27 protein-coding genes are annotated in these 20,252 nt (G+C 65.4%); 8 read left to right on the top strand and 19 right to left on the bottom strand.

Features of this window, described 5'->3' with window-relative positions; translation table 11 throughout:
- Window positions 1-181: 181 nt before the first annotated feature.
- Window positions 182-787, bottom strand: a complete 606-nt coding sequence (locus tag K7H93_RS13755) for a TetR/AcrR family transcriptional regulator (RefSeq protein ID WP_230784086.1) — start codon at window positions 785-787, stop codon at window positions 182-184.
- Window positions 788-918: 131 nt separating this feature from the next.
- Between K7H93_RS13755 and K7H93_RS13750 the strand changes: the two genes are divergently transcribed.
- Window positions 919-1,767 carry a metal-dependent hydrolase gene (locus K7H93_RS13750; RefSeq protein ID WP_226663885.1) on the top strand — a complete coding sequence of 283 codons (849 nt, stop codon included), beginning with the start codon at window positions 919-921 and terminating at the stop codon, window positions 1,765-1,767.
- Between the two features lie 25 nt (window positions 1,768-1,792).
- On the opposite strand, the gene K7H93_RS13745 is transcribed toward K7H93_RS13750, so the two are convergent.
- The 3 genes from K7H93_RS13745 to rplU form a co-directional block, all read right to left on the bottom strand.
- Window positions 1,793-2,350, bottom strand: coding sequence for a GNAT family N-acetyltransferase (locus tag K7H93_RS13745; RefSeq protein WP_230784085.1), 558 nt, complete (start codon window positions 2,348-2,350; stop codon window positions 1,793-1,795).
- Window positions 2,351-2,513: 163 nt separating this feature from the next.
- Window positions 2,514-2,783 (bottom strand): 50S ribosomal protein L27, encoded by a 270-nt coding sequence (rpmA, locus tag K7H93_RS13740; RefSeq protein WP_010238344.1) that lies wholly within the window; start codon window positions 2,781-2,783, stop codon window positions 2,514-2,516.
- Window positions 2,784-2,814: 31 nt separating this feature from the next.
- On the bottom strand, window positions 2,815-3,324 hold the full coding sequence (gene rplU / locus K7H93_RS13735; protein WP_230784084.1) for a 50S ribosomal protein L21: 510 nt from the start codon (window positions 3,322-3,324) through the stop codon (window positions 2,815-2,817).
- Window positions 3,325-3,524: 200 nt separating this feature from the next.
- On the opposite strand from rplU, the gene K7H93_RS13730 reads away from it, so the two are divergent.
- Window positions 3,525-4,097 carry a hypothetical protein gene (locus K7H93_RS13730; RefSeq protein WP_230784083.1) on the top strand — a complete coding sequence of 191 codons (573 nt, stop codon included), beginning with the start codon at window positions 3,525-3,527 and terminating at the stop codon, window positions 4,095-4,097.
- 72 nt (window positions 4,098-4,169) lie between these two features.
- Here K7H93_RS13730 and K7H93_RS13725 read toward each other — a convergent pair whose 3' ends face one another.
- The 15 genes from K7H93_RS13725 to coxB all read right to left on the bottom strand — a co-directional run bounded on the left by K7H93_RS13725 (window position 4,170) and on the right by coxB (window position 16,052).
- Window positions 4,170-4,700 carry a hypothetical protein gene (locus K7H93_RS13725; RefSeq protein ID WP_230784082.1) on the bottom strand — a complete coding sequence of 177 codons (531 nt, stop codon included), beginning with the start codon at window positions 4,698-4,700 and terminating at the stop codon, window positions 4,170-4,172.
- A gap of 86 nt (window positions 4,701-4,786) precedes the next feature.
- Complete coding sequence (locus tag K7H93_RS13720; RefSeq protein ID WP_230784081.1) at window positions 4,787-5,254, bottom strand: molybdenum cofactor biosynthesis protein MoaE; 468 nt, start codon at window positions 5,252-5,254, stop codon at window positions 4,787-4,789.
- 3 nt (window positions 5,255-5,257) lie between these two features.
- Window positions 5,258-5,500 carry a MoaD/ThiS family protein gene (locus tag K7H93_RS13715; protein ID WP_054526546.1) on the bottom strand — a complete coding sequence of 81 codons (243 nt, stop codon included), beginning with the start codon at window positions 5,498-5,500 and terminating at the stop codon, window positions 5,258-5,260.
- 1 nt (window position 5,501) lies between these two features.
- On the bottom strand, window positions 5,502-6,542 hold the full coding sequence (gene moaA / locus K7H93_RS13710; protein ID WP_230784156.1) for a GTP 3',8-cyclase MoaA: 1,041 nt from the start codon (window positions 6,540-6,542) through the stop codon (window positions 5,502-5,504).
- Window positions 6,523-6,903, bottom strand: coding sequence for a Rossmann fold domain-containing protein (locus tag K7H93_RS13705; RefSeq protein ID WP_230784080.1), 381 nt, complete (start codon window positions 6,901-6,903; stop codon window positions 6,523-6,525). The genes moaA and K7H93_RS13705 overlap by 20 nt, the downstream gene beginning before the upstream one ends.
- A 1-nt stretch (window position 6,904) precedes the next feature.
- Window positions 6,905-7,276, bottom strand: coding sequence for a dihydroneopterin aldolase (locus tag K7H93_RS13700; protein WP_230784079.1), 372 nt, complete (start codon window positions 7,274-7,276; stop codon window positions 6,905-6,907).
- A gap of 9 nt (window positions 7,277-7,285) precedes the next feature.
- On the bottom strand, window positions 7,286-8,185 hold the full coding sequence (locus K7H93_RS13695; RefSeq protein WP_230784078.1) for a class I SAM-dependent methyltransferase: 900 nt from the start codon (window positions 8,183-8,185) through the stop codon (window positions 7,286-7,288).
- A complete protein-coding gene (gene thrC, locus K7H93_RS13690) occupies window positions 8,185-9,579 on the bottom strand; it encodes a threonine synthase (protein ID WP_230784077.1) in 1,395 nt (464 codons plus the stop codon). Before thrC ends, K7H93_RS13695 begins: the two co-directional genes overlap by 1 nt.
- Window positions 9,580-9,581: 2 nt before the next feature.
- Entirely contained in the window at window positions 9,582-10,190 is a 609-nt protein-coding gene (locus K7H93_RS13685) for an SURF1 family protein (protein WP_230784076.1), read from the bottom strand.
- 187 nt (window positions 10,191-10,377) lie between these two features.
- On the bottom strand, window positions 10,378-11,241 hold the full coding sequence (locus tag K7H93_RS13680) for a cytochrome c oxidase subunit 3 (RefSeq protein WP_230784075.1): 864 nt from the start codon (window positions 11,239-11,241) through the stop codon (window positions 10,378-10,380).
- A gap of 62 nt (window positions 11,242-11,303) precedes the next feature.
- Complete coding sequence (locus K7H93_RS13675; RefSeq protein WP_010238372.1) at window positions 11,304-11,885, bottom strand: cytochrome c oxidase assembly protein; 582 nt, start codon at window positions 11,883-11,885, stop codon at window positions 11,304-11,306.
- On the bottom strand, window positions 11,885-12,037 hold the full coding sequence (locus K7H93_RS13670; protein WP_010238373.1) for a hypothetical protein: 153 nt from the start codon (window positions 12,035-12,037) through the stop codon (window positions 11,885-11,887). The genes K7H93_RS13675 and K7H93_RS13670 overlap by 1 nt, the downstream gene beginning before the upstream one ends.
- Window positions 12,034-12,984: a heme o synthase gene (locus K7H93_RS13665; protein ID WP_230784074.1), complete on the bottom strand. Its 951-nt coding sequence runs from the start codon at window positions 12,982-12,984 to the stop codon at window positions 12,034-12,036. Before K7H93_RS13665 ends, K7H93_RS13670 begins: the two co-directional genes overlap by 4 nt.
- A gap of 124 nt (window positions 12,985-13,108) precedes the next feature.
- Window positions 13,109-14,830, bottom strand: a complete 1,722-nt coding sequence (gene ctaD, locus K7H93_RS13660) for a cytochrome c oxidase subunit I (protein ID WP_010238375.1) — start codon at window positions 14,828-14,830, stop codon at window positions 13,109-13,111.
- 73 nt (window positions 14,831-14,903) lie between these two features.
- Window positions 14,904-16,052 carry a cytochrome c oxidase subunit II gene (coxB, locus tag K7H93_RS13655; protein ID WP_230784073.1) on the bottom strand — a complete coding sequence of 383 codons (1,149 nt, stop codon included), beginning with the start codon at window positions 16,050-16,052 and terminating at the stop codon, window positions 14,904-14,906.
- A gap of 203 nt (window positions 16,053-16,255) precedes the next feature.
- Here coxB and pyrE point away from each other — a divergent pair, with 203 nt between their 5' ends.
- Genes pyrE through lepB form a run of 6 tightly spaced genes read left to right on the top strand, consistent with a single transcriptional unit; the run spans window position 16,256 to window position 20,244 of the window.
- A complete protein-coding gene (pyrE, locus tag K7H93_RS13650; protein ID WP_054524675.1) occupies window positions 16,256-16,837 on the top strand; it encodes an orotate phosphoribosyltransferase in 582 nt (193 codons plus the stop codon).
- Entirely contained in the window at window positions 16,834-17,931 is a 1,098-nt protein-coding gene (locus tag K7H93_RS13645; protein ID WP_230784072.1) for a serine hydrolase domain-containing protein, read from the top strand. The genes pyrE and K7H93_RS13645 overlap by 4 nt, the downstream gene beginning before the upstream one ends.
- 6 nt (window positions 17,932-17,937) lie before the next feature.
- Window positions 17,938-18,678, top strand: a complete 741-nt coding sequence (locus tag K7H93_RS13640) for a pyridoxine 5'-phosphate synthase (RefSeq protein WP_230784071.1) — start codon at window positions 17,938-17,940, stop codon at window positions 18,676-18,678.
- Window positions 18,675-18,950 (top strand): pyridoxal phosphate biosynthetic protein, encoded by a 276-nt coding sequence (locus K7H93_RS13635; RefSeq protein WP_230784070.1) that lies wholly within the window; start codon window positions 18,675-18,677, stop codon window positions 18,948-18,950. Before K7H93_RS13640 ends, K7H93_RS13635 begins: the two co-directional genes overlap by 4 nt.
- Complete coding sequence (gene acpS / locus K7H93_RS13630; protein ID WP_010238389.1) at window positions 18,947-19,348, top strand: holo-ACP synthase; 402 nt, start codon at window positions 18,947-18,949, stop codon at window positions 19,346-19,348. The genes K7H93_RS13635 and acpS overlap by 4 nt, the downstream gene beginning before the upstream one ends.
- Entirely contained in the window at window positions 19,345-20,244 is a 900-nt protein-coding gene (lepB, locus tag K7H93_RS13625) for a signal peptidase I (RefSeq protein ID WP_230784069.1), read from the top strand. Before acpS ends, lepB begins: the two co-directional genes overlap by 4 nt.
- The last annotated feature ends 8 nt before the right edge of the window (window positions 20,245-20,252 follow it).

The raw sequence follows: 20,252 nt of genomic DNA, 5'->3' as shown, positions 1-20,252 counted from the left end.
CCGACAGTTCAAGGGGCAGACTGGACCCTGAAACAAGTTCAGGGTGACGGTTCGAGCGACGACAGGTCGCAGGATGTCCGCCGGACGATGCCGACGCGCCACCTCACATCTCGTCGCGCCGGGCCCGACCCGGGCCAGTGCTTTCTTCGATCAAACGGATAAGCCGAGCGCCCAAACGCCCCTAAGCGCCCCGCTGCTCAACCTTCTCCAGCGAATCGTCCACAAACCGCTCGGCAATGTCGCGCGCGGTGTGGTTCGGCAGCTTGAGCGCGGATGACAGTGGCCCGCCGATCAGCGACTGGCCCAGCGCCAGCAGCACCACCGTCAGCGTGGATTCCAGCGCATCGCGATCCGCCGGCTGATCCGCGCCCAGCTCTTCCTTGTGCACCGTCTCGATCATCTGATGGATCGCCTTGGCGAAAGGTTCGAGCGCGTCTTCCTGGCCCGTGGCGAGCAGCCAGCTGACCAGCGCGCCGCCGCCCTCCCCATCGAAGGCGTCGAACGCCTGATCCACGATCATCCGCGGGCTCGCTCCGCCCGACCGGCTGGCGCGGATCGTCGCCGCGATTCGGTCGCACACGGACTCCGCCAGATAGACGCCCAGCGCGTGCTGCAACCCGGCGGCCGAGCCGAAATGATGCAGCAGGTTCGCGTGCGTACGACCGACCCGCGCGCCCACCGCCTTCAGCGTCACCGCCTGCGGACCCGCCTCGATCAGCAGATTGCGCGCGGCCTCGAGCGCTCCGGCGCGGGATTCTTCGGGACTCAGACGTCTGCGTGTAGCCATCGAAGCGTGGTAGTGCGCGGGGGCGGATGCGGCAAGGAACCTCCTACTGACATGATTGTTAATGCTACTGACATTGGTGTAAGTTATAGTGCACCGAACGACCGACGTTACGGAAATATGGAGTAGTCAGCATGACCGCCCACGACCAAACCCTTGCCGCCAACCCCGCGATCACCATTCGCGACGAGCGCTTCAACAGGGATACCACACCCTCCCGCTGGTGGGCTGGCGATCCCTTTGGCACCGCATGGCACAACGCGCTGTCGGGCACCTTCCCGCGCGGCGAAGCCTTCTTCATCGAATCGGTAAAGGCCTTTCGCGAAGGGACCGATCCCAAGCTGGCGGCGGAGATCCGCGCTTTCGTGAAGCAGGAGATCAACCACACGCGCGAGCACATCGCGTTCAACCGCCTCGCCGCAGATGCGGGTTACGACATGGAGATGATCGACCGGCGCACGAAGGAACTGCTCGATATGGCGGCGGACAAGCCCACGATCGCCAAGCTGGGGATCACCATGGCGCTGGAGCATTACACCGCGATGATGGCGCACGAATTCCTCGCCAATCCGCAGCATTTCAAGGATTCGGACCCCGAGGTCCGCAAGATGTGGGAATGGCACGCGGTCGAGGAGATCGAGCACAAGGGTGTTGCCTACGACACCTGGAACCACGCAACGCAACAATGGACCGGCTTCCAGCGCTGGGCGCGGCGCAGCATCATCATGCTGGCAGTGACCAAGCGGTTCCTCAACAACCGCTGGAAGGACGCGATCGAACTGCTCGCGCAGGACGGGATCACTGGCGCGCGTGCCCATTGGGGGCTGGCGAAGTATCTGTTCGGCACGCCGGGCGTTCTGCGCCGCTGCTTCCCCGCATGGCTGGGCTATTTCAAACCCGGCTTTCACCCGTGGGATCACGACGATCGCGCGCTGATCGGCAAGTACGAAGGCGATTACGCGGACGCGCTGCTGCCCGCGTGAGGACGCCCCAAGGCGGCGGCCTGAGCTAGGCCGCCGCCGGGAGCGATCGCTCCACCTCCTCTGCCAGGTCGAGCGCATAGCCATTTGTCTGCGCTTCATAGCCGCGGGCGAGGCTGAAGTGCCGCCCGCCCTTGCCGGTGGGCAGGAAGCCAGCCTTGCGCAGCACGCGGCCCGATGCCGGATTGTCCAGAAAATGGCTCGCGACGATGCGCGGATGGCCGCAGGCGCGGGCGATCTCGACCATCGCACGCGCCGCCTCGCCGGCATAGCCGCGGCCCCAGTGCGGGCGCGCGATCCAGTAACCCAGCTCCATTGTCCCATCGCCGCCGCCCTCTTCGGGCGGCAGCGGACCGATGCCGATGCAGCCGATAACCTCGCCGGAATCGGCCAGGGTAATGACGAAACGGGGTGCTTCGGGCGTGAAGGGGAGCGCGCACCACGCGCGCGCGTCGGCAGCCGAATAGGGCCACGGCGCGGTGGCGAGGTTGCGCACGATACCCTCGTCCGCAATCGCTGCGTGCACAGCCTGCCAGTCCTCGGGCCACGCGGGCCGCAGCAGCAACCTCTCGCTTCTGTGAAACATCGTCGTTTCTCCCCTCGCGCGGCGCGCCCTTCCTCGGCGGGCGGCCACGGTGACAAGGGAGACGAAAAAAGGGAGACGGGGCTGGCCCCCTCTCCCTTGATGGCCGGATTTTACCTCCGGCGGGGCCGTCCCGGTGGACAACCCCTGTTATCGAGTTGCCCGATTATTCGGCAGCTTGCGCCATAAGGTCGACCGATACGTATTTGCGGCCGAGCTTCCCGTCGTGGAAGCGCACAATACCGTCGGTAAGCGCAAAGAGGGTGTGGTCCTTGCCCATGCCGACGTTGGTGCCCGCGTAGAACTTGGTCCCACGCTGGCGCACGATAATGTTGCCCGCAACGACGCCTTCGCTGCCGAACTTCTTCACGCCAAGACGGCGGCCTGCCGAATCGCGACCGTTCCGCGAAGAGCCGCCTGCTTTCTTATGTGCCATTGCGCTTAGTCCTTATCCGTCTGGGCCGCGCTTACGCGTCGCCCGAATCCTTGGTGTCGGCCTTCTTGGCGGCCGGCTTCTTGGTCGCTGCAGCCTTCTTCGGCGCGGCCTTCTTGGCAGCGGGCTTGTCAGCCGCTTCGGCCTTGGGCGCAGCAGCCTTCTTGGCCGGAGCCTTTTCGGCAGCCTTGTCGTCGGCAGCATCGGCCTTCTTCGCGGCGGGCTTGGCAGCAGCCTTCTTGGTGCCTTCACCCACTTCGAGAATGCGCAGCAGCGTCATCTGCTGGCGATGGCCGTTCTTGCGACGGTAATTGTGACGACGGCGCTTCTTGAACACCACCACCTTTTCGCTCTTCGCCTGGGCGATGATTTCCGCCGAAACGGACACCTTGCCGGCGTCGGAAAGGCTGTCGCCCTCACCTGCGAGCAGAACGTCACCCAGGGTGATCGTCTCGCCGGCTTCGCCTGCGAGCTTTTCGACCGCGATTTTGTCTCCGGCGGCAACCCGGTATTGCTTGCCGCCCGTGCGCACCACTGCGAACATCGGTATCAACTTTCAATCGTTTAGCTGTGACCCTGCCCCTAACGAGACAGCGTATCGACGGGCAACACCGTGGTGAGCCCCCCAAAGAAGGGCGCGCTTACGGTATGGTTTTGCGAAAGTCAACGCCGGGCAGCCCAGAAAAGCGCCGCAGCGTGCCATCGCCTCTACCACGGCGCGACGCGCGTGCTAAGGGTGCGCGCATGTCCGCTGCACGCCTTGCGATCGCGATCGCCACACTCCCCGCCATGGGTGCCCTCGCCGCCTGCGCCACTACGCCCGACAGCGCCTATCCCTCTCTGGGAGTGCGCGAGGCCGAATACGAGAGCGGCGAGTTCCCCCGCCCGACCGGCGATTGCGCGCCCGACGGACCAGCACCCGTCACCGGCCAGTTCGAGCCCACGGACCCGGTCGCGCCGCCGCCTCCACCGCCCCCCGTCCTGTCCGCCGATCTCGCCGAGCGGGTCGGCCAGCTGGAAGAGCAGGCGCGCGCCGCTCATGCCGATTTCGAAAAGGCCGTGCCCGCCACCCGCGCGGCGGTTCGGGGCAGTGGCAGCGTGGGGTCCAAGGCGTGGGGCCGTGCGCAGGTCGCCTATGCGAACCTCGAATCGATCCGTGCGCGCACGGCGATTCCCTTCGCCGATCTCGACAGCATGCTGGCGATCCGATCGGTCGATGGCGAACCGGTCGAGGCGGTTGCCAAAGCGCACGCGGAAGTCGCCAGGCTGATCGCCGAGGAAGACGCAATCCTGAACGAGCTCGCGCCCGCCAACTGACCGCCTACGCAAAAACGCGCGGGATCGAACCAGTCGACCCCGCGCGCCTCCCCCAACTCCGGGGCGAGCCGGTCAGGCCGAGACGACCCCGGCAATCACCAGCACGGTGCACCCCCAGAGAACGATCAGCACCGGCAACACCATCATCTGGGCCACTGCGTCGCGGCCCTTGAGAAAGCCGGTGTGCGTCTGAATTCCGCCGCGCATCAGTTCGCCGAAGCTCTTCGCCTGCGCCTCCGGCTTGCGCCCGAGGCCCAGCCACAGCGCCGGTGCGCCGAACAGGCCGACGATGAAGATCGCGAAGATCGCCATCGGGATTGCGAGTTCGGGGGTCGATAGGCCGACACCCAGGATCGCGATAAAGCCCAGATAGAGCGCGACGGTCGCGCCGTAGAGCACGCTCGGCATTTCGAACGTGCGATCCACATCCTGGCGGATATTGGCGGTCTCGACCGCTTCGGGAGCCCGATAGGTGGCGATCGCTTCGGCCAGCGTGGGCTCGCTGCGTTCGAAAAGAGCGTGCCCAGCAGCGCGCGCGCGGGGCAGTTCGGCATGGACGATCGCCTTTTCGGCGACGGCGGCGCTGTTGAGACGTTCGGACATTTCATCACTCCTCGTTGTCTTGAGGAAGGATGTGCGCCGATCGGCCGCGCCGCGCCTTGATCTCGATCAAATGCCGCGCGGAAAAATCACTCCCAGCGATTGCGGTCGGCAAAGTCCTGCGCGCGCGGTTCGACCCAGTGCCAGCCATCTGCGCGTTTCTCGCGCTTCCACAGCCACGCCGCGCTCTTGAGATAGTCCATCAGGAAATCGACCGCGTGGAAGGCATCGCGGCGATGGCGCGCGGCGGCCGCGACCAGCACGATCCCCTCGCCTGGATTCATCACCCCGATTCGGTGCCACACCAGCACCCCGTCGAGCGGCCAGCGCGTCAGCGCCTCATCCGCCAGTTCGCGCATTCCGGGCAGGGTCAGGGGCTCGTAATGCGTCAGTTCGAGCACGCGCACGTCGTCGTCGGGCCGCACCTTGCCGAGGAAGGTCGCAATACCGCCAGCGTCGGGATGCGCCGCGTTGAACGCGGCCAGCGCCTCGCCAACCGACATTCCCGAATCGAGCAGCCGCACATCGGCTGGGGTTTCGAGTGTGAGGCGCGGCATGCGCTAGCCTCCGCTGACCGGCGGCAGCAGCGCCACCTCTTCGCCGTCGCCTGCCATCAGCGCCTTCTTGTCTTCCAGCAACGTGCCCGCGACCGCGATCCTGACGCGCGCTTCGCTAAGCCGATCCGCGACCGTCCGCGGAACCGCGCCCAGCAACCCCTCCCAGCACAGCGGTGCCGGCAGATCCATCCGGTCGGCCCCGGTGAGATCGCGCAACGGGCCGAGGAAAAGAACGGTGACACTCATCTCAACCTCCGGTCACGGACATATGGCGCAGCTGAGTGGGCGCGAGCCCTGCACCGATGCGGAAATCGTGCTTCTCCGGCTTGATCGCCATCGCGCGGTCGAGCGCGTCGGCGACCTGCGCTTGTGGAGCATCGGAGCGCAACGCAGCGCGCAGATCGACCCGCTCTCCGCCGCCAAGGCAGGGATAAAGCTGACCGGTGGCGGTCACGCGCAGGCGGTTGCAGCCGGAGCAGAAATTCTCGCTCATCGGCGTGATGAAACCGATCCGCCCGCCGGTCTCGACAATATCAAAATAACGCGACGGGCCGGGAGTGCGCGCCTCGCTGGGCGTCAGCGTCCAGCGCGACTCGAGATCGCGGCGGACATCGGCCAGCGAGACGAAGCGATCCTCGCGCGCCTCGTCCACCTCGCCAAGCGGCATGGTCTCGATCAGGCTGATCGCGTGGCCTTGCGCATGCGTCCAGGCGACGAGATCGGGAATCTCGCGATCGTTCACGCCGCTCATCGCCACGGTGTTGAGCTTGACCTGCAGCCCCGCATCCTTCGCCGCGGCAATCCCTTCGAGCACCTGGGGCAAGGCATCGCGGCGCGAAAGCATGCGGAATGTGTCCGGATCGCGCGTATCGAGCGAGACGTTGATCCGCCGCACCCCTGCCCTCGCCAACGCATCGGCATTGCCCGCCAGCTGCGTGCCATTGGTGGTCAGCGTGACCTCGTCCAGCTCAGACCCGACATGCCGCCCGATCGCGCGCACGAGATCTATCACGTCGCGCCGCACCAGCGGTTCGCCGCCGGTGAGCCGGATCGTGCGCACACCGCGCGCCATGAAGCTGCGCGCCAGCACGTAAAGTTCTTCGAGCGAGAGAACCTCGGCCTTGGGTAGGAACTGCATCCGCTCGGGCATGCAATAGGTACAGCGCAGATCGCAGCGATCGGTGACCGAGAGGCGCAGATAGGTGATTCGCCTCTGATAGGTATCGACCAGCGGCGCAGCCGCAGGCCGAGCTTGCGTGTCGAGGCGATCAACCGTCCGTGTCATCATCCCCAAGTCGGCCATCGCTGCCGCTCTCGCAAGGGGCACTGTCCGCCAGCGGCAGGTATTGTCCGGTGATGGCAGGCGCGCGGCCCAGGAATTCGACCATTCGGGCGAGTGCGGCACCTTCCAGCCCGGCGACGATATTGATGCAATTGTCGGCGTGCGCGCGGGCCAGACCGCGGGCAGCAGCGCGCCGCCAGTCGGCATGGTCGAACGGAGCGGGGTCCAGCACCACAATGACGAATTCGTAGTTTTTGGCGGCGTTGCCCACCTGCTGCGCCCAATGCGCGTGGAAGGCAGCCGCAGCGTCCAGCGCCGGCCCGGGCAAGCGCTCCACCCGGATGATCGCGGGTGCGCCGTCGCTCACGTCAGGGCCGTTCGCGATGGAGCGTGATCCCGATCTTCTCGCTGCCGATCCCGATCGCCAGCTTGACGATATGCACGGTCAGCGCCTCGATCCGCTCGTCCTGCAGGAACAGCGTTTCGCAAATATGGTCGGCGAAGCTCTCGATCAGCTTGAAATGGACACCCTCGGGCACCGCCTCGGTCGCGGCATGGCGCAGGTCCATGTAGTTCTTGCTCTCGGCCAGCGGCGTGTCCGGATCATACCGGTCGAGCGGCTTCATCCGCGCCTCGATCGTGATGCGCAGCGGCTGCGGCTTGCCCGTCTCTTCGGAATAGATGCCGGTGAGCACATCGGTTTCGAGATCGGCGACGCGCAGGGTGAGAGTGTCTTTCATCGGGGCTCCCTAGACGCTGTTGCGCCATCTTGCGAAGATGGCAGTTGGCAGAACGCGGCCCGCCTGTCCGCCATCGACGGTTTCCTCGCGCACGCCCAGATCGCCATGCTCGATCGTGCCGGGCAGGCCTGCGAACGCCTCGTCGAGCAGCGCGGCGAGCGCAAGGCTGCTCATCCGCACGGCATAGACGGTGAGGAACAGGAAGCGGCTGTTCTCGTCCAGCAGCTGGCGACAATCGGCGATCAGCGGGGCGAGGCCCTCCTCGATCCGCCAGGTTTCGTTCTTGGGTCCACGCCCGAACTTGGGCGGGTCGAGGATGATGCCGTCATAGCGGTTCTCGCGCCGGACCTCGCGCGCGGCGAACTTCGCCGCATCGTCGACCAGCCAGCGGATCGGGCGGTCTTCCATTCCGGCCAGCGCCGCATTGTCGCGGGCCTGGGCGACCGACTTCTTGGACGCATCGACATGGGTGACCGGGCCGCACTGGCTCAGCGCAAGCGTGCCGACGCCGGTATAGCCGAACATGTTGAGCGTCTGCGCGTCCGGCTTGCCTGCCAGTTCTCCGCGCATCCATTCCCACACCGGGGCCATGTCGGGGAAGAAGCCGAGATGGCGGAAGGGGGTGCATTGCGCGCGGAAGCGGACATCGTCCCACGCGAGCGGCCAGCTGTCGGGCACTTCTGGCGAGAGATCCCAGCGGCCGCCGCCATCCTCGTCCGCACCGGGGAGGAATTCGCCATCGGCCTGCCAGTCGTCCTGCCGCGGGCTCCACATCGCCTGCGGTTCGGGGCGGATGAAACGGAACTCTCCGAATCGCTCCAGCTTGCGGCCATGTCCGCTGTCGAGCAGCGCGTAATCGGCCCAGGGTTCGCCGATCATCAGCTGCGGTTCGAGGCGCAGCTGCGCCATCAGCGCGTGGCCTTGGCGGAAATGTAATCGCGCACCGCGTCATACTCGGCGGGCAGCGCTTCGAAGCGTTCCTCCAGTGCGAACAGATCGCCGACCCGCGCGGGCAGCGCAGCCTCGATGCCGATCGCCTGCTTCACAGCGTCGGGGAACTTCGCCGGATGCGCGGTGGCGAGCGTGACGACGGGCACTTCTGGATCCGCGGCCAGAGCGCGTGCCGCATGCAGACCGACCGCCGTGTGCGGGTCGATCACCTCGCCGCAGCTCTCATGCGCCCAGCGCATCGCCGCCAGCGTCTCTTCGGGCGTGGCGCGCTCTGCCGAGAACATCGCCGCGATTGCCTCGCGCTGCGCGGATTCGAGCGGGAGTGTCTTGCTCGACGCAAATCCGTCCATCTGCGCCGCAAGCGCCGCCGCATCGCGCCCGTTCGCCTCAAACAGCAGGCGTTCGAAATTGGAGCTGACCTGAATGTCCATCGACGGGGTAATGGTCGCGTGGCTCTCACCAACCGAATAGTCGCCGTCACGGATTGCGCGGGCGAGGATGTCGTTCTTGTTTGTCGCGACGATCAGCCGCTCGACCGGCAGCCCCATCTGAGCGGCGACGTAGCCCGCGAAGACATCGCCGAAATTGCCCGTCGGCACGCTGAAGCTGACCTTGCGATCGGGCGCGCCGAGCTGAAGCGCGGCGTAGAAGTAATACACCACCTGCGCCATCAACCGCGCCCAGTTGATCGAATTGACCGCACCGATGTCGAGCGTGGCGGTCAGCGCCTCGTCGGAGAACATCCGCTTCACCATCGCCTGCGCATCGTCGAAGCTGCCGGCAATCGCGATGTTGTGGACGTTGGGCGCGCTCACCGTGGTCATCTGGCGGCGCTGGATCTCGCTCACCCGGCCTTCCGGGTGGAGCATGAATATCTGGGCATTGTCGCGCCCCGCCACCGCGTGGATCGCGGCCGATCCGGTATCTCCGCTGGTCGCACCGATGACCGTCAGCGGACGTTCGCGCTTTTCCAGAAACGTTTCGAAAAACGGCCCGAGCAGTTGCAGCGCGACATCCTTGAACGCCAACGTCGGGCCGTGGAACAGCTCCAGCAGCCAGTGCTGTTCGTCGAGCTGGACCAGCGGGGTCGTCGCAGCGTGCGAGAAATTGCCGTAGGCGCGCTGGCACAGGTCGCGCAGCTCCGCTTCGGTCAGGCTTTCGCCCACGAATGGCGCCATGATCTGCACAGCGAGTTCGGAATAGGGGAGCCCGCGCAGCGCGGCGATCTGGTCACGCGAAAACTGCGGCCACTCCTGCGGCAGATAGAGCCCGCCATCGCTCGCCAGCCCGGTGAGCGTGACACCTTCGAAATCGAGCACGGGCGCCTGTCCGCGCGTCGAAACGTACCGCATTTCTATTCCCCCGCGTTATCGCCGCTGCCCGCATCCTGCCCCAGCAGGCGCTTCCTCACCGCAAGCCCGTAGATCACCAGCGCGGTCATCGCGAACAGGAACCACTGCCAGGCATAGGCCATATGATTGTTGGGCAATTCCGAAGGATCGGGCTTCTGCAACGGCAGCAGGCCAGCGCGCGGCGGGTCCGCGACCAGGCGCGGCCCCGGCGCGACGATTCCCGTCACCTCACCGCCATTCCAGAGCGGGCCGTCGGGCACCCGGGTCCAGCCCAGCGCAATCCGCGCCGTGCCCTCTCCCTTGAGCTCACACTCCGCGATCTGCGCCCAGCCATGCGATCCCCGCGCGTTGGTGCCGGCGACCGCAGAGAGTTCGGTCACCCGCGCGCACACGACCTTGCTGCGACGATAGAGGCGCTGCTTGAGCGCGTCCTTGTCTTCGCCCGGCCACGCGACCAGTTCCTGATTGTCGCCCGCTGCGGCGTAACGCGCGAGCAGTTCTGCCTTCTCATCCGCGCGCCCCAGTTGCCAGAAGCCGAGCGCGATCATCACCGCAATGGCGAGCGCCACGATAATCGTGGGGATCAGCGGCAGGCGTTGCAGATAATTCATCGTCCAGCCTTCTGCGCATTCAGGCGATATCCGGACCCGATCAGCACATCGCTGCAAGCCAGCACTGCGCGGACCGATCGCCCAGCTGCGCGCGGGGCGCACAGGCCGAAAAGGGCAGCCTCGCGCAAGGCGGGCTGCCCTTTCGTCCCGGCATAATCGCCGGAGGCCTCACGGCCGTTATCTGTCATCAGTGGACTTCGGCGCCCCAGCCACCCCAGACGTAAACGGAGATGAACAGGAACAGCCACACCACGTCGACGAAGTGCCAGTACCAAGCAGCAGCTTCGAAGCCGAAGTGCTGGCGCGGGGTGAAGTGGCCTAGATAGGCGCGACGCAGGCAGACGATCAGGAAGATCGTGCCGACGATCACGTGGAAGCCGTGGAAGCCAGTCGCCATGTAGAAGGCGCTGGTATAGTTCACACCGCCGAAGCCGAACGGCGCGTGCAGGTATTCGTAAGCCTGGATCGCGGTGAACAGAACGCCGAGGCCGATCGTCGCCCACAGGCCGAGCTTGAGCCCTTCACGATCGCCATTGATCAGCGAGTGGTGCGCCCAGGTGACCGTGGTGCCCGAACACAGCAGGATCAGGGTGTTGATCAGCGGCAGGTCGAACGGGTCGATGACATGAATGCCGTCGGCCGGGAACTGGACCAGGGAAGCTGCGCCATCCTGCCCGATCAGGTTCTGCCAGGTGCCCTCGGCAACCATCTCCAGCGGCGCCGGGAACAGCGCAAAATCGAAGAAGGCCCAGAACCACCCGACGAAGAACATCACTTCGGAAAGGATGAACAGGATCATGCCGTAGCGCATGTGCAGCTGGACCACCGGAGTGTGGTCGCCCGCCTGCGCTTCCTTGACGATCTTCGAGAACCAGCCCCAGAAGGTGGCGATCAGCAGCGCGATGCCTGCGCCAAGGATCGCTTCCCATCCGGCCATCGTGTGCATGAAGAAAACCATGCCCGTGGTGAAGGTCAGCGCCGCAAAGGCACCGACGAACGGCCAGATGTCGGGAGCGAGAATGTGATAATCGTGGTTCTTGGCGCCGGCCATTTTTCGTCTTTCCTATTCAGCGGCTCCGCCCTTAACCGGGAGGCTTGCCGCGGTCCAGAGGGTCAGCTGTCTTCAGGCGGTTTGCGGTGGAAGGTGTAGCTCAGGGTAATCTGTTCGACCCCTTCCATGTTGGGATCGTCGAGCGCGGCCGGATCGACATAGAAGAGCACGGGCATCCGCACCTCCTCGCCCGGCTGCAGGGTCTGCTCGGTAAAGCAGAAACACTGGATCTTGTTGAAATAAGGTGCCGCCTGCTCGGGCTCGACATTGAAGGTCGCGGTCCCGGTGATCGGCACGGAGGAATTGTTCTTCGCGGTGAAGAAGGCGAGGTCGCGTACGCCGATCTGCACCGAATCGCTGGTGTGCACCGGCTTGAAGGTCCATGGCATCCCGCTCGCGGTATTCGCATCGAAGCGGACGGAGATCGGCGGCGTGCCCGCGCTCGAGGCGAGCCGTTCGGCAATCGCGGCATCGCTCTCGTTCGCCACCTGGGTGGTCCCACCGAAGCCGGTCACCTGGCAGAACATCCGGTACAGCGGCACCGACGCAAAGCCGAGGCCGACCATGCAGGCCGCCGCCAGAAAAGCGAGGGCCGCAATGCGCAGATTGCGACGGTCGAGACTGGAGGCGGACGCGCTCGACATCAGTCGCCCATCCGTACGATCGTGATCGCATAGAACAGCACTGCGAAGAACAGCAGCACCGCGCCGATCGCGAGATTGCGGCCCTTGCGGGCTTCCTTGAAGCGCGCTTCCTCTTCGGGGCTCATACGGGGCGGACGGTTGTCGTCGCTCATGCGAGACCTCCTGCAATAATACCGGCGTTCTGCAGCACGCGGTCGATCACCAGCACACCGAACAGCGCGAACAGGTAGAGGATCGAATAGGCAAACAGCCGCTTTTCGGGCTTCATCGTGTCGCCGTCGACAGAGCGGCGCAGGCCCACGGGCACTGCGAGTGCCGCGAAGAAGCCGGTCAGCGCGAGCGAGGCAGCGCCGTAGACTACGCCTGCCGTGCCCAGATACCAGGGTGCCGCGGCGAGCGGGACCATGAACAGCGCATAGGCCAGGATCTGGTGACGGGTCGCCACCTCGCCATGGACCACCGGCATCATCGGGACGCCGGCCTGCGCGTAATCGCTCTTCACGAACATCGCGAGCGCCCAAAAGTGCGGCGGCGTCCAGAAGAAGATGATCGCGAACAGCAGCACCGGCGTGAGCGTAATGTCGCCCGTCACCGCGACCCAGCCGATCAGCGGCGGGAACGCGCCCGCGCCGCCACCGATCACGATGTTCTGCGGTGTGCGCGGCTTGAGCCACATCGTGTAGACGACGACGTAGTAGAAGATCGAGAGGGCGAGGATCGCGGCGGCGAGCCAGCCGATCGCCAGCCCCATCACCAGCACCGATGCGCCGCACAGCACGCTGGCGAAGTCGCGCGCGTCGTTCCTGCTCACCCGGCCGGCGGGGATCGGGCGCTTGGCGGTGCGCTTCATCCGCGCGTCGAGCTCGGATTCGTACCACTGGTTGAACGCGGCAGCGCCACCGGCGGCGAGCGCGATGCACAGGATCGCGGTGAAGCCGAGCACCGGATTGATATGGCCCGGCGCGGCCAGCAGCCCGCACAGACCGGTAAAGACCACCAGTCGTACGACACCCGGCTTGGTCAGCGCGAGGAAGTCGCGCCAATGGCTCGACATCGGCGTCGCTGCGGTCGGCGTGATGAGGGTCGTCGTGGTCGTCATGTCATTCCTCCCCTCCTGCTTGCGGAGGGGTAGCGGGACAAAGGCCTGCCCCGCCCGATCAAGCACAAGCGGGGCGCGGCCCACCCCATGGCCCCCTCCCGCGAACGGGAGGGGAGATGTATCGTCACGCGTGCGCCGGCTTGCCTTCGCCCGGCAGGTGGTTGTGGTAATCGTGGTGATCCTCGATCACCGGCAGCGTTTCGAACTGGTGGAACGGCGGCGGGCTGGACAGGGTCCATTCCAGCGTGGTCGCACCCGGACCCCAGTAGTTCGCTTCCGCCTTCTTGCCCGCCACGAAGGCGTAGACGAGGTTGGCGAAGAAGATCAGGACCGAGATCGCGACGATGCCGTAGCCGAGCGTCGAGATGTGGTTCCAGAACTCGAACTGGCCCGGGTAGTCGGGAATGCGGCGCGGCATCCCGTTCACGCCGAGGAAGTGCATCGGGAAGAACACGAGGTTCACGCCGACGAAGAACACCCAGAAGTGGATGTGGGCCAGCAGTTCGGAGTGCCAGCGGCCGCTCATCTTCGGGAACCAGTAGTAGAAGCCCGCGAAGATCGAGAACACCGCACCCATCGAGAGCACGTAGTGGAAGTGCGCGACGACGTAGTAGGTGTCGTGCAGGTTGTCGTCGATGCCGCCGTTGGCGAGCACGACGCCGGTCACACCGCCCACGGTGAACAGGAAGATGAAGCCCATCGCCCACACCATCGGCGATTTGAACTCGATCGAACCACCCCACATCGTGGCGATCCAGCTGAAGATCTTCACGCCGGTGGGCACCGCGATGACCATGGTTGCGGCGGTGAAGTACATCTTCGTGTTCACGTCGAGGCCGACGGTATACATGTGGTGCGCCCACACGATGAAGCCGACCACGCCGATCGCGACCATGGCGTAGGCCATGCCGAGGTAGCCGAACACCGGCTTGCGGCTGAAGGTCGCCACGATCTGGCTGATCATGCCGAAGCCCGGCAGGATCATGATGTACACTTCCGGGTGGCCGAAGAACCAGAACAGGTGCTGGTAGAGGACCGGATCGCCACCGCCCGACGGATCGAAGAAGGTGGTACCGAAGTTACGGTCGGTGATCAGCATGGTGATCGCCGCGGCCAGAACCGGCAGCGAGAGCAGCAGCAGGAAGGCGGTGACCAGCACCGACCACACGAACAGCGGCATCTTGTGCAGGGTCATGCCCGGCGCGCGCATGTTGAAGATGGTGGTGATGAAGTTGGTCGCACCCAGGATCGAGCCTGCGCCCGCAAGGTGGAGAGAGAAGATCGCGAAGTCGACCGCCGGGCCGACCGAACCGCTGGTCGAAAGCGGCGCATAGACCGTCCAGCCGGTACCCGCGCCCGGCCCGACACCGCCGGGGACGAACATCGAGAACAGCAGCGAGAAGAAGCCGGCCACGGTCAGCCAGAACGACACGTTGTTCATGCGCGGGAAGGCCATGTCCGGCGCGCCGATCATCAGCGGCACGAACCAGTTGCCGAAGCCCCCGATCATCGCGGGCATGACCATGAAGAACACCATGATCAGGCCGTGCGCGGTGATGAACACGTTCCACAGGTGGAGCGTCTGGTCGAGCTGCGCGGGATCGGCACCGAGCCAGGGCGCAACCACGTTGAGCACCTGGATACCCGGCGCGGCCAGCTCGGCCCGCATGATCCCGGAGATCGCGCCGCCGATTACGCCCGCGATGATCGCGAAGATCAGGTAGAGCGTGCCGATATCCTTGTGGTTCGTCGACATGAACCACCGGGCGAAGAAGCCCGGCTTGTGATCGGCATCGTGATGATGCTCGTCCGTATGGGCCTGGAAGGTGTCAGCAGTGGTAGCCATGTCGCTCTGGTTCTCTTCGGTTCTACGTGACGTCTAAAAGTCGAATATTCTCTCGCGGGTTTGCGCCCGCCGGTCAGGCCGCCGTGTCGACAGCCTCGCTCGCGTCGAGCGGCACGGACGGCGCTTCGCCGCCATCATCCGCCGCGGTCGGGGCACCACCTGCGGCAGGAGCCCCTTCGGTCGCGCTCGCCGGAGCCTGAATGTCCGCCTGTTCGCTACCTTCGGCACCTTCCTCGAAAGTGCCGCCCTTGGAAAGCACCCACTGGCGCCACTTGTCCATCGGGACGGCTTCGATCGCGATCGGCATGTAGCCGTGGCGCGCGCCGCACAGTTCGGAACACTGGCCGTAATAGATGCCCGGCTCCTGAATGGTCAGCACACGCTCGTTCAGGCGACCCGGGACGGCGTCGACCTTGAACCACAGGCTCGGGACCGAGAACGAGTGGATCACGTCCGCACCGAAGGTCTGGATGCGCAGCGGCACGCCGACTGGCACGACCATGCGGTTATCCACAGCAAGCTGCGCCGGTTCGCCGCGCGATAGTGCTTCTTCCTTGGGCAGCATGTTCGAAATCACTTCGAAACCGCCCTGGTCGGGATAGGTGTAACCCCAGTACCACTGATAGCCGGTCGCCTTGATGGTGATCGCATCGGCCGGCGCCGTCTTGTACTGGCGCGCGAGCAGCGTGATCGAGGGGACCGCGATGACCACCAGGATCAGCACCGGAACCAGCGTCCAGACCACTTCGATCAGCGTGTTGTGCGTGGTGCGCGAAGGCTCGCGCCCCTCACGACGGCGATAGCGGACTACCACTACCAGCAGCAGGAAGAACACGAAGGCGCTGATGAACACGATCACCGGCACCAGGATGTAGTTGTTCATCCCCAGCGCGAACTGGCCATCGTCGGTATACTGGTCCTGGAAACTCATCGATTTGAGCGCGTTGTCTTCGAACGAAGTCGGCTGGCCCTTGATCCATTCGGGGCCGAGATGTTCGTAACCACCTTCGCTATCGGCGGCGGCAGCATCACCCTCGCCGGCAGCTTGATCCGCGCCCGTCGCGGTATCGGCAGCGGCGGCCTCGGTCTGCGTCGCAGCAGCCGGCGCACCCGTGTCGGGCGCGGCGGCAATGGCAGCCTGGGCGGCAAGGCCAAGGCCCGCGACGGCAAGAACTGCAATCAGGAAACGGCGGATATCGCGATAGGCGGCGGCAATTGACATTGTCGGTCTGACTTCCTTCGAACCTTGCAGAAACACGGGCCCTGTAACCCATTTTAGCATGCTTGGGCGTGATTTCGGGCTCGCCCTATAGGGGCGCTTGCCGCGACTCTCAAGCGCCTCTAGACCGGAATTAACGGGGCGTCCAATGCGTTTGGTGCAACACCAGCCCCATCACTACACAGATAACGAAGGCACGAACGGTCATGACGGATGAAGAGATCATCGGTGAACTGCGGGGTTGCGACGCCCTGCTCGAAGGACATTTCCTTCTGAGTTCAGGCCGCCACTCGGCCCATTATCTGCAATGCGCGCGGGTGTTGATGGACCCTGAACGCGCCAGCCGGCTGGCCTTTGCGCTGTGCCAGAAGATCCCGCGCGACATCCGCAGCCAGATCGACGTGGTCGTAAGCCCGGCGATGGGCGGCCTTATCATAGGGCACGAAATGGGCCGCGCGCTGGGCAAGAACGCCATGTTCCTCGAACGGCCCGAAGGCACCTTCGAACTGCGCCGCGGCTTTGCGCTGGAAAAAGGCGCGCGAGTGCTGATGGTGGAAGACGTGGTCACCACCGGCAAATCGAGCGTGGAGGCGATCGAGGCGGTCGGGCGCGAGGGCGGCGAGGTGATCGCCGAGGCCGCGCTGGTCGATCGCTCGTCCGGCGAAGCGGACATGGGCGTGCCGTTCTTCCCGCTGATCCAGCTTTCCTTCCCGACCTATCCCGAAGACGAGGTGCCCGAGAGCCTGAAGGCGGTGCCCGTGACCAAGCCGGGGAGCCGCAAGGCTTGATCCTGCGCGCAGCCCTTGGCGCGCTGGCCCTAGTGGCCGCCACGGGCTGCGCGCCCCACGATCTGCGCGACACACCCCCGACGCCCGGCGCACCCGCGGCGTCGGACCCTTTTGCGCAGGCTCTCTACAAGAGCGCCTTTACCGGCGAAGCGGTGGTGAGCCGGAGGCCGGGCGACCTTTCCTCGGTCTCGATCGGGCGCGCTGCGCGGGACGAGGCGGATAATCCCGAGCGGTGGCCGTGGGCATCGGTGACCAAGCAGGTGCTGGCGGTGCTGGCTATACAGCAGGTCGAGGCGGGGGCGCTCGATCTCGACGCCCCGGCGGATCGCTATCTGCCCGAGCTTGGCTCCAAGGTGCCCTCCTCTACGATCCGCCAGCTGCTCCAGCACCGATCCGGCCTTGCCAATCCTGACGACAGCCCACCGGATGCGACCGGCTTCCCGTCGTTCTACTCCGACGGGCCGACCGGGCTCGACTGGTGTCTGGCTGATCGCACCGCGCCGAGCGATCAATGGCGCTACAACAACTGCGACTACATCGTGCTGGGCGCGATCCTCGAAAACGCGACCGGCGAACCGATCGAGGCGCTCCTGGAGAAGCGGGTCGCCATACCATCGGGCTGGCGCGATACCGCGCTGCTTCGCGCTGGGAGCGCGCGCGACTATGCCGGGCGTGACCCGGCCTACGCGACCCGCATCGCCCGCTACGGCACCTCCGCGGCGCTGATCGGTCCGCTGGCAGACATGCTGCGCTTCGACCGTGCGCTGATGGCGGGTAAGCTGCTCGGCCCGGAGGCGCGCGCCGCGATCTGGCAGGGCGATCCTCAGCTGGAATATATGGCGCTTGGCCAGTGGGTCTTCGAGGCCCCGCTCGAAGGCTGCGATGCGCCGGTCCGCATCGTCGAGCGGCGCGGCGCGATCGGCAAATATCAGGTGCGCAACATCATCCTGCCCCAGCGCGACATGGCGCTGGCACTGGCGACGGCGGACGGCGAGTTCGATTTCGGCGAGATATGGACCGGCTCCGGCGCGTTGCACGATGCACTTGCAGCACTCGCCTGCAACGCAATTGCGAGCCCGGCGACACGCCGCTAGAGCGCGATGATGAGCACCCGCCCCCAAAAACTCCGCCTGGGCGTCAATATCGATCACGTCGCGACCATCCGTAACGCGCGTGGCGGCGACCATCCCGATCCCGTACGCGCGGCGCAAATCGTCGCGGCTGTGGGCGGCGATGGCATTACTGCGCACCTGCGCGAAGACCGCCGCCATATACGCGACGACGATCTGAAGCGCATTCAGGATGCGACCGACCTGCCGCTCAACCTCGAAATGGCGGCGACCGAGGAAATGCTGGCGATCGCGCTGCGCCATCAGCCGCACGCCGCCTGCATCGTGCCAGAGAAGCGCGAGGAACGCACGACCGAAGGCGGGCTGGACGCAGCGGGCCTGCACAACCAGCTCGCACCGATCGTGTCGCAACTGACCGACGCGGGCATCCGCGTCTCGCTGTTCATCGAAGCCCATCCTGCACAGCTCGAAGCGGCAATGCGCCTCGGCGCGCCGGTGGTAGAGTTCCACACCGGCGAATATGCGCATGCAACTGGCGAGCAGCGCTCGATCGAACTGAAGCGGATTGCGGACATGGCGGCTCTGGCGGTGAAGAACGGGATCGAACCCCATGCAGGCCACGGCCTGACCTTCGACAATGTCCAGCCCATCGCCGCTATCCCGCAGCTCGCCGAGCTAAACATCGGGCATTATCTCGTGGGCGAAGCGATTTTCGCCGGCCTCGAACCCGCGATCCGCCGGATGCGCGAGCTGATGGACGAAGCGCGGTGAGTGCGCCTGCACAGATCACCCGCGGCCAGCGCTTCTGGCCGATCGCAGGGGCTATCCCCTTTCTTCTCAGCATCTTCCTGCTGGGTGTGTCGCTCAATTCGGGCGCGCTGACGGTTTTCGCCGTCGTCTGGCCCCTGCTGCAAGTCGGCGGTTACACCATGACCTTGCGTCTGGCGAAGGGCGACACCTCACACGATCTCGTCAAGACGCAGGTCATCCTGCATTATGTCGCCCTGATCCTGCTCGTCGTCCTGCTGGTGCGCGCATCATGATCATCGGTTTCGGCTCCGACCTGTGCAATATCGAGCGGATCCAGAACTCGCTCGACCGCTATGGCGAGCGGTTCGAGAACCGCGTTTTCACCGAAAAGGAACGCGCCAAGGCGCGGCGGCGACCCTTCACCATCGCGGGCACCTACGCGAAGCGGTTCGCCGCCAAGGAGGCATTCTCCAAGGCGGTGGGCACCGGCTTTCGCCAGGGCGTGTTCATGAAGGACATCGGCGTGGTTAACGCACCCTCGGGCGCGCCGACTCTCGAACTGGCACATGGCGCTGCCGAGGCGCTTGCGAAAATAACCCCGGCGGGCCATGTGGCACGCGTTCACCTGACCCTCACGGACGATCATCCATGGGCACAGGCTCTGGTGATGATCGAGGCACTTCCCGAATGAGCAACCTGACCAGCATGAGCAAAAAAGACACCGCACCCAAATCCGGCGACGACGAAAAGGTCAACTGGTTCGCCGAATTCCGCGGGCTGGCGCTGATGCTGCTCGCGGTGCTGGCGTTTCACAGCTTCGTCGCCAAGCCGTTCTTCATCCCGTCGACCAGCATGATGCCCAACCTGCTGGTGGGCGACCAGCTGATCGTCAGCCGCTACCCCTACGGCTACAACTGGTCTTCGGTCACCTTCCACATGCTGCCGCGCGGCAACTGGCGCATTTTCGGCGGAACGCCCGAATATGGGGATATCGTCATCCCGACCCATCCGCAGCGCAGCGAAGACTATATCAAGCGCGTGGTTGCCCTGCCGGGCGACCGGATCGCGGTGAAGAACGGGCAGATCATCCTCAACGGCAAGCCCGTGCCGCAGAAGGTCGAGCCCGCGATGCTGCTGCCGATCGATCTCAATTCGCCCTGCCAGGGCCCCGGTTTCACCACCGTCACCGGCCCCGACGGCACCCGCAAGTGCCGCGTTCCGGTCGAACGCGAGACCATGCCCAACGGCGCAAGCTATCTGATCATCGACGCGCTGCCCGATCAGCCGCTGGACAATTATCCCGAAATCCAGGTGCCCGACGATGCGGTGTTCGTGATGGGCGACAACCGCGATGCCTCGGCCGACAGCCGCGCCTCGATCGCCAATCAGGGCCTGGGTGGCCCCGTCCCGCTCGCCAATATCGGCGGGCGCGCGGAATTCATCACCTATTCGCTGGACGGAACGGCCAGCTGGAATCCGTTCACCTGGTTCGGCGCGATGCGCGGCGACCGGGCGTTCACCACGCTGCGCCCGACCAAATCCGATGACGCCGCCAAGGCCGTCGAAGACACCGGCAAGGGCGCCTGACCGGACCG

It is taken from the genome of Citromicrobium bathyomarinum (assembly GCF_021021475.1).
Lineage (GTDB): Bacteria > Pseudomonadota > Alphaproteobacteria > Sphingomonadales > Sphingomonadaceae > Alteriqipengyuania > Alteriqipengyuania bathyomarina.
The sequence above is the reverse complement of the archived record's forward strand: the minus strand, read 5'-3'. Positions and strand labels throughout refer to the sequence as shown.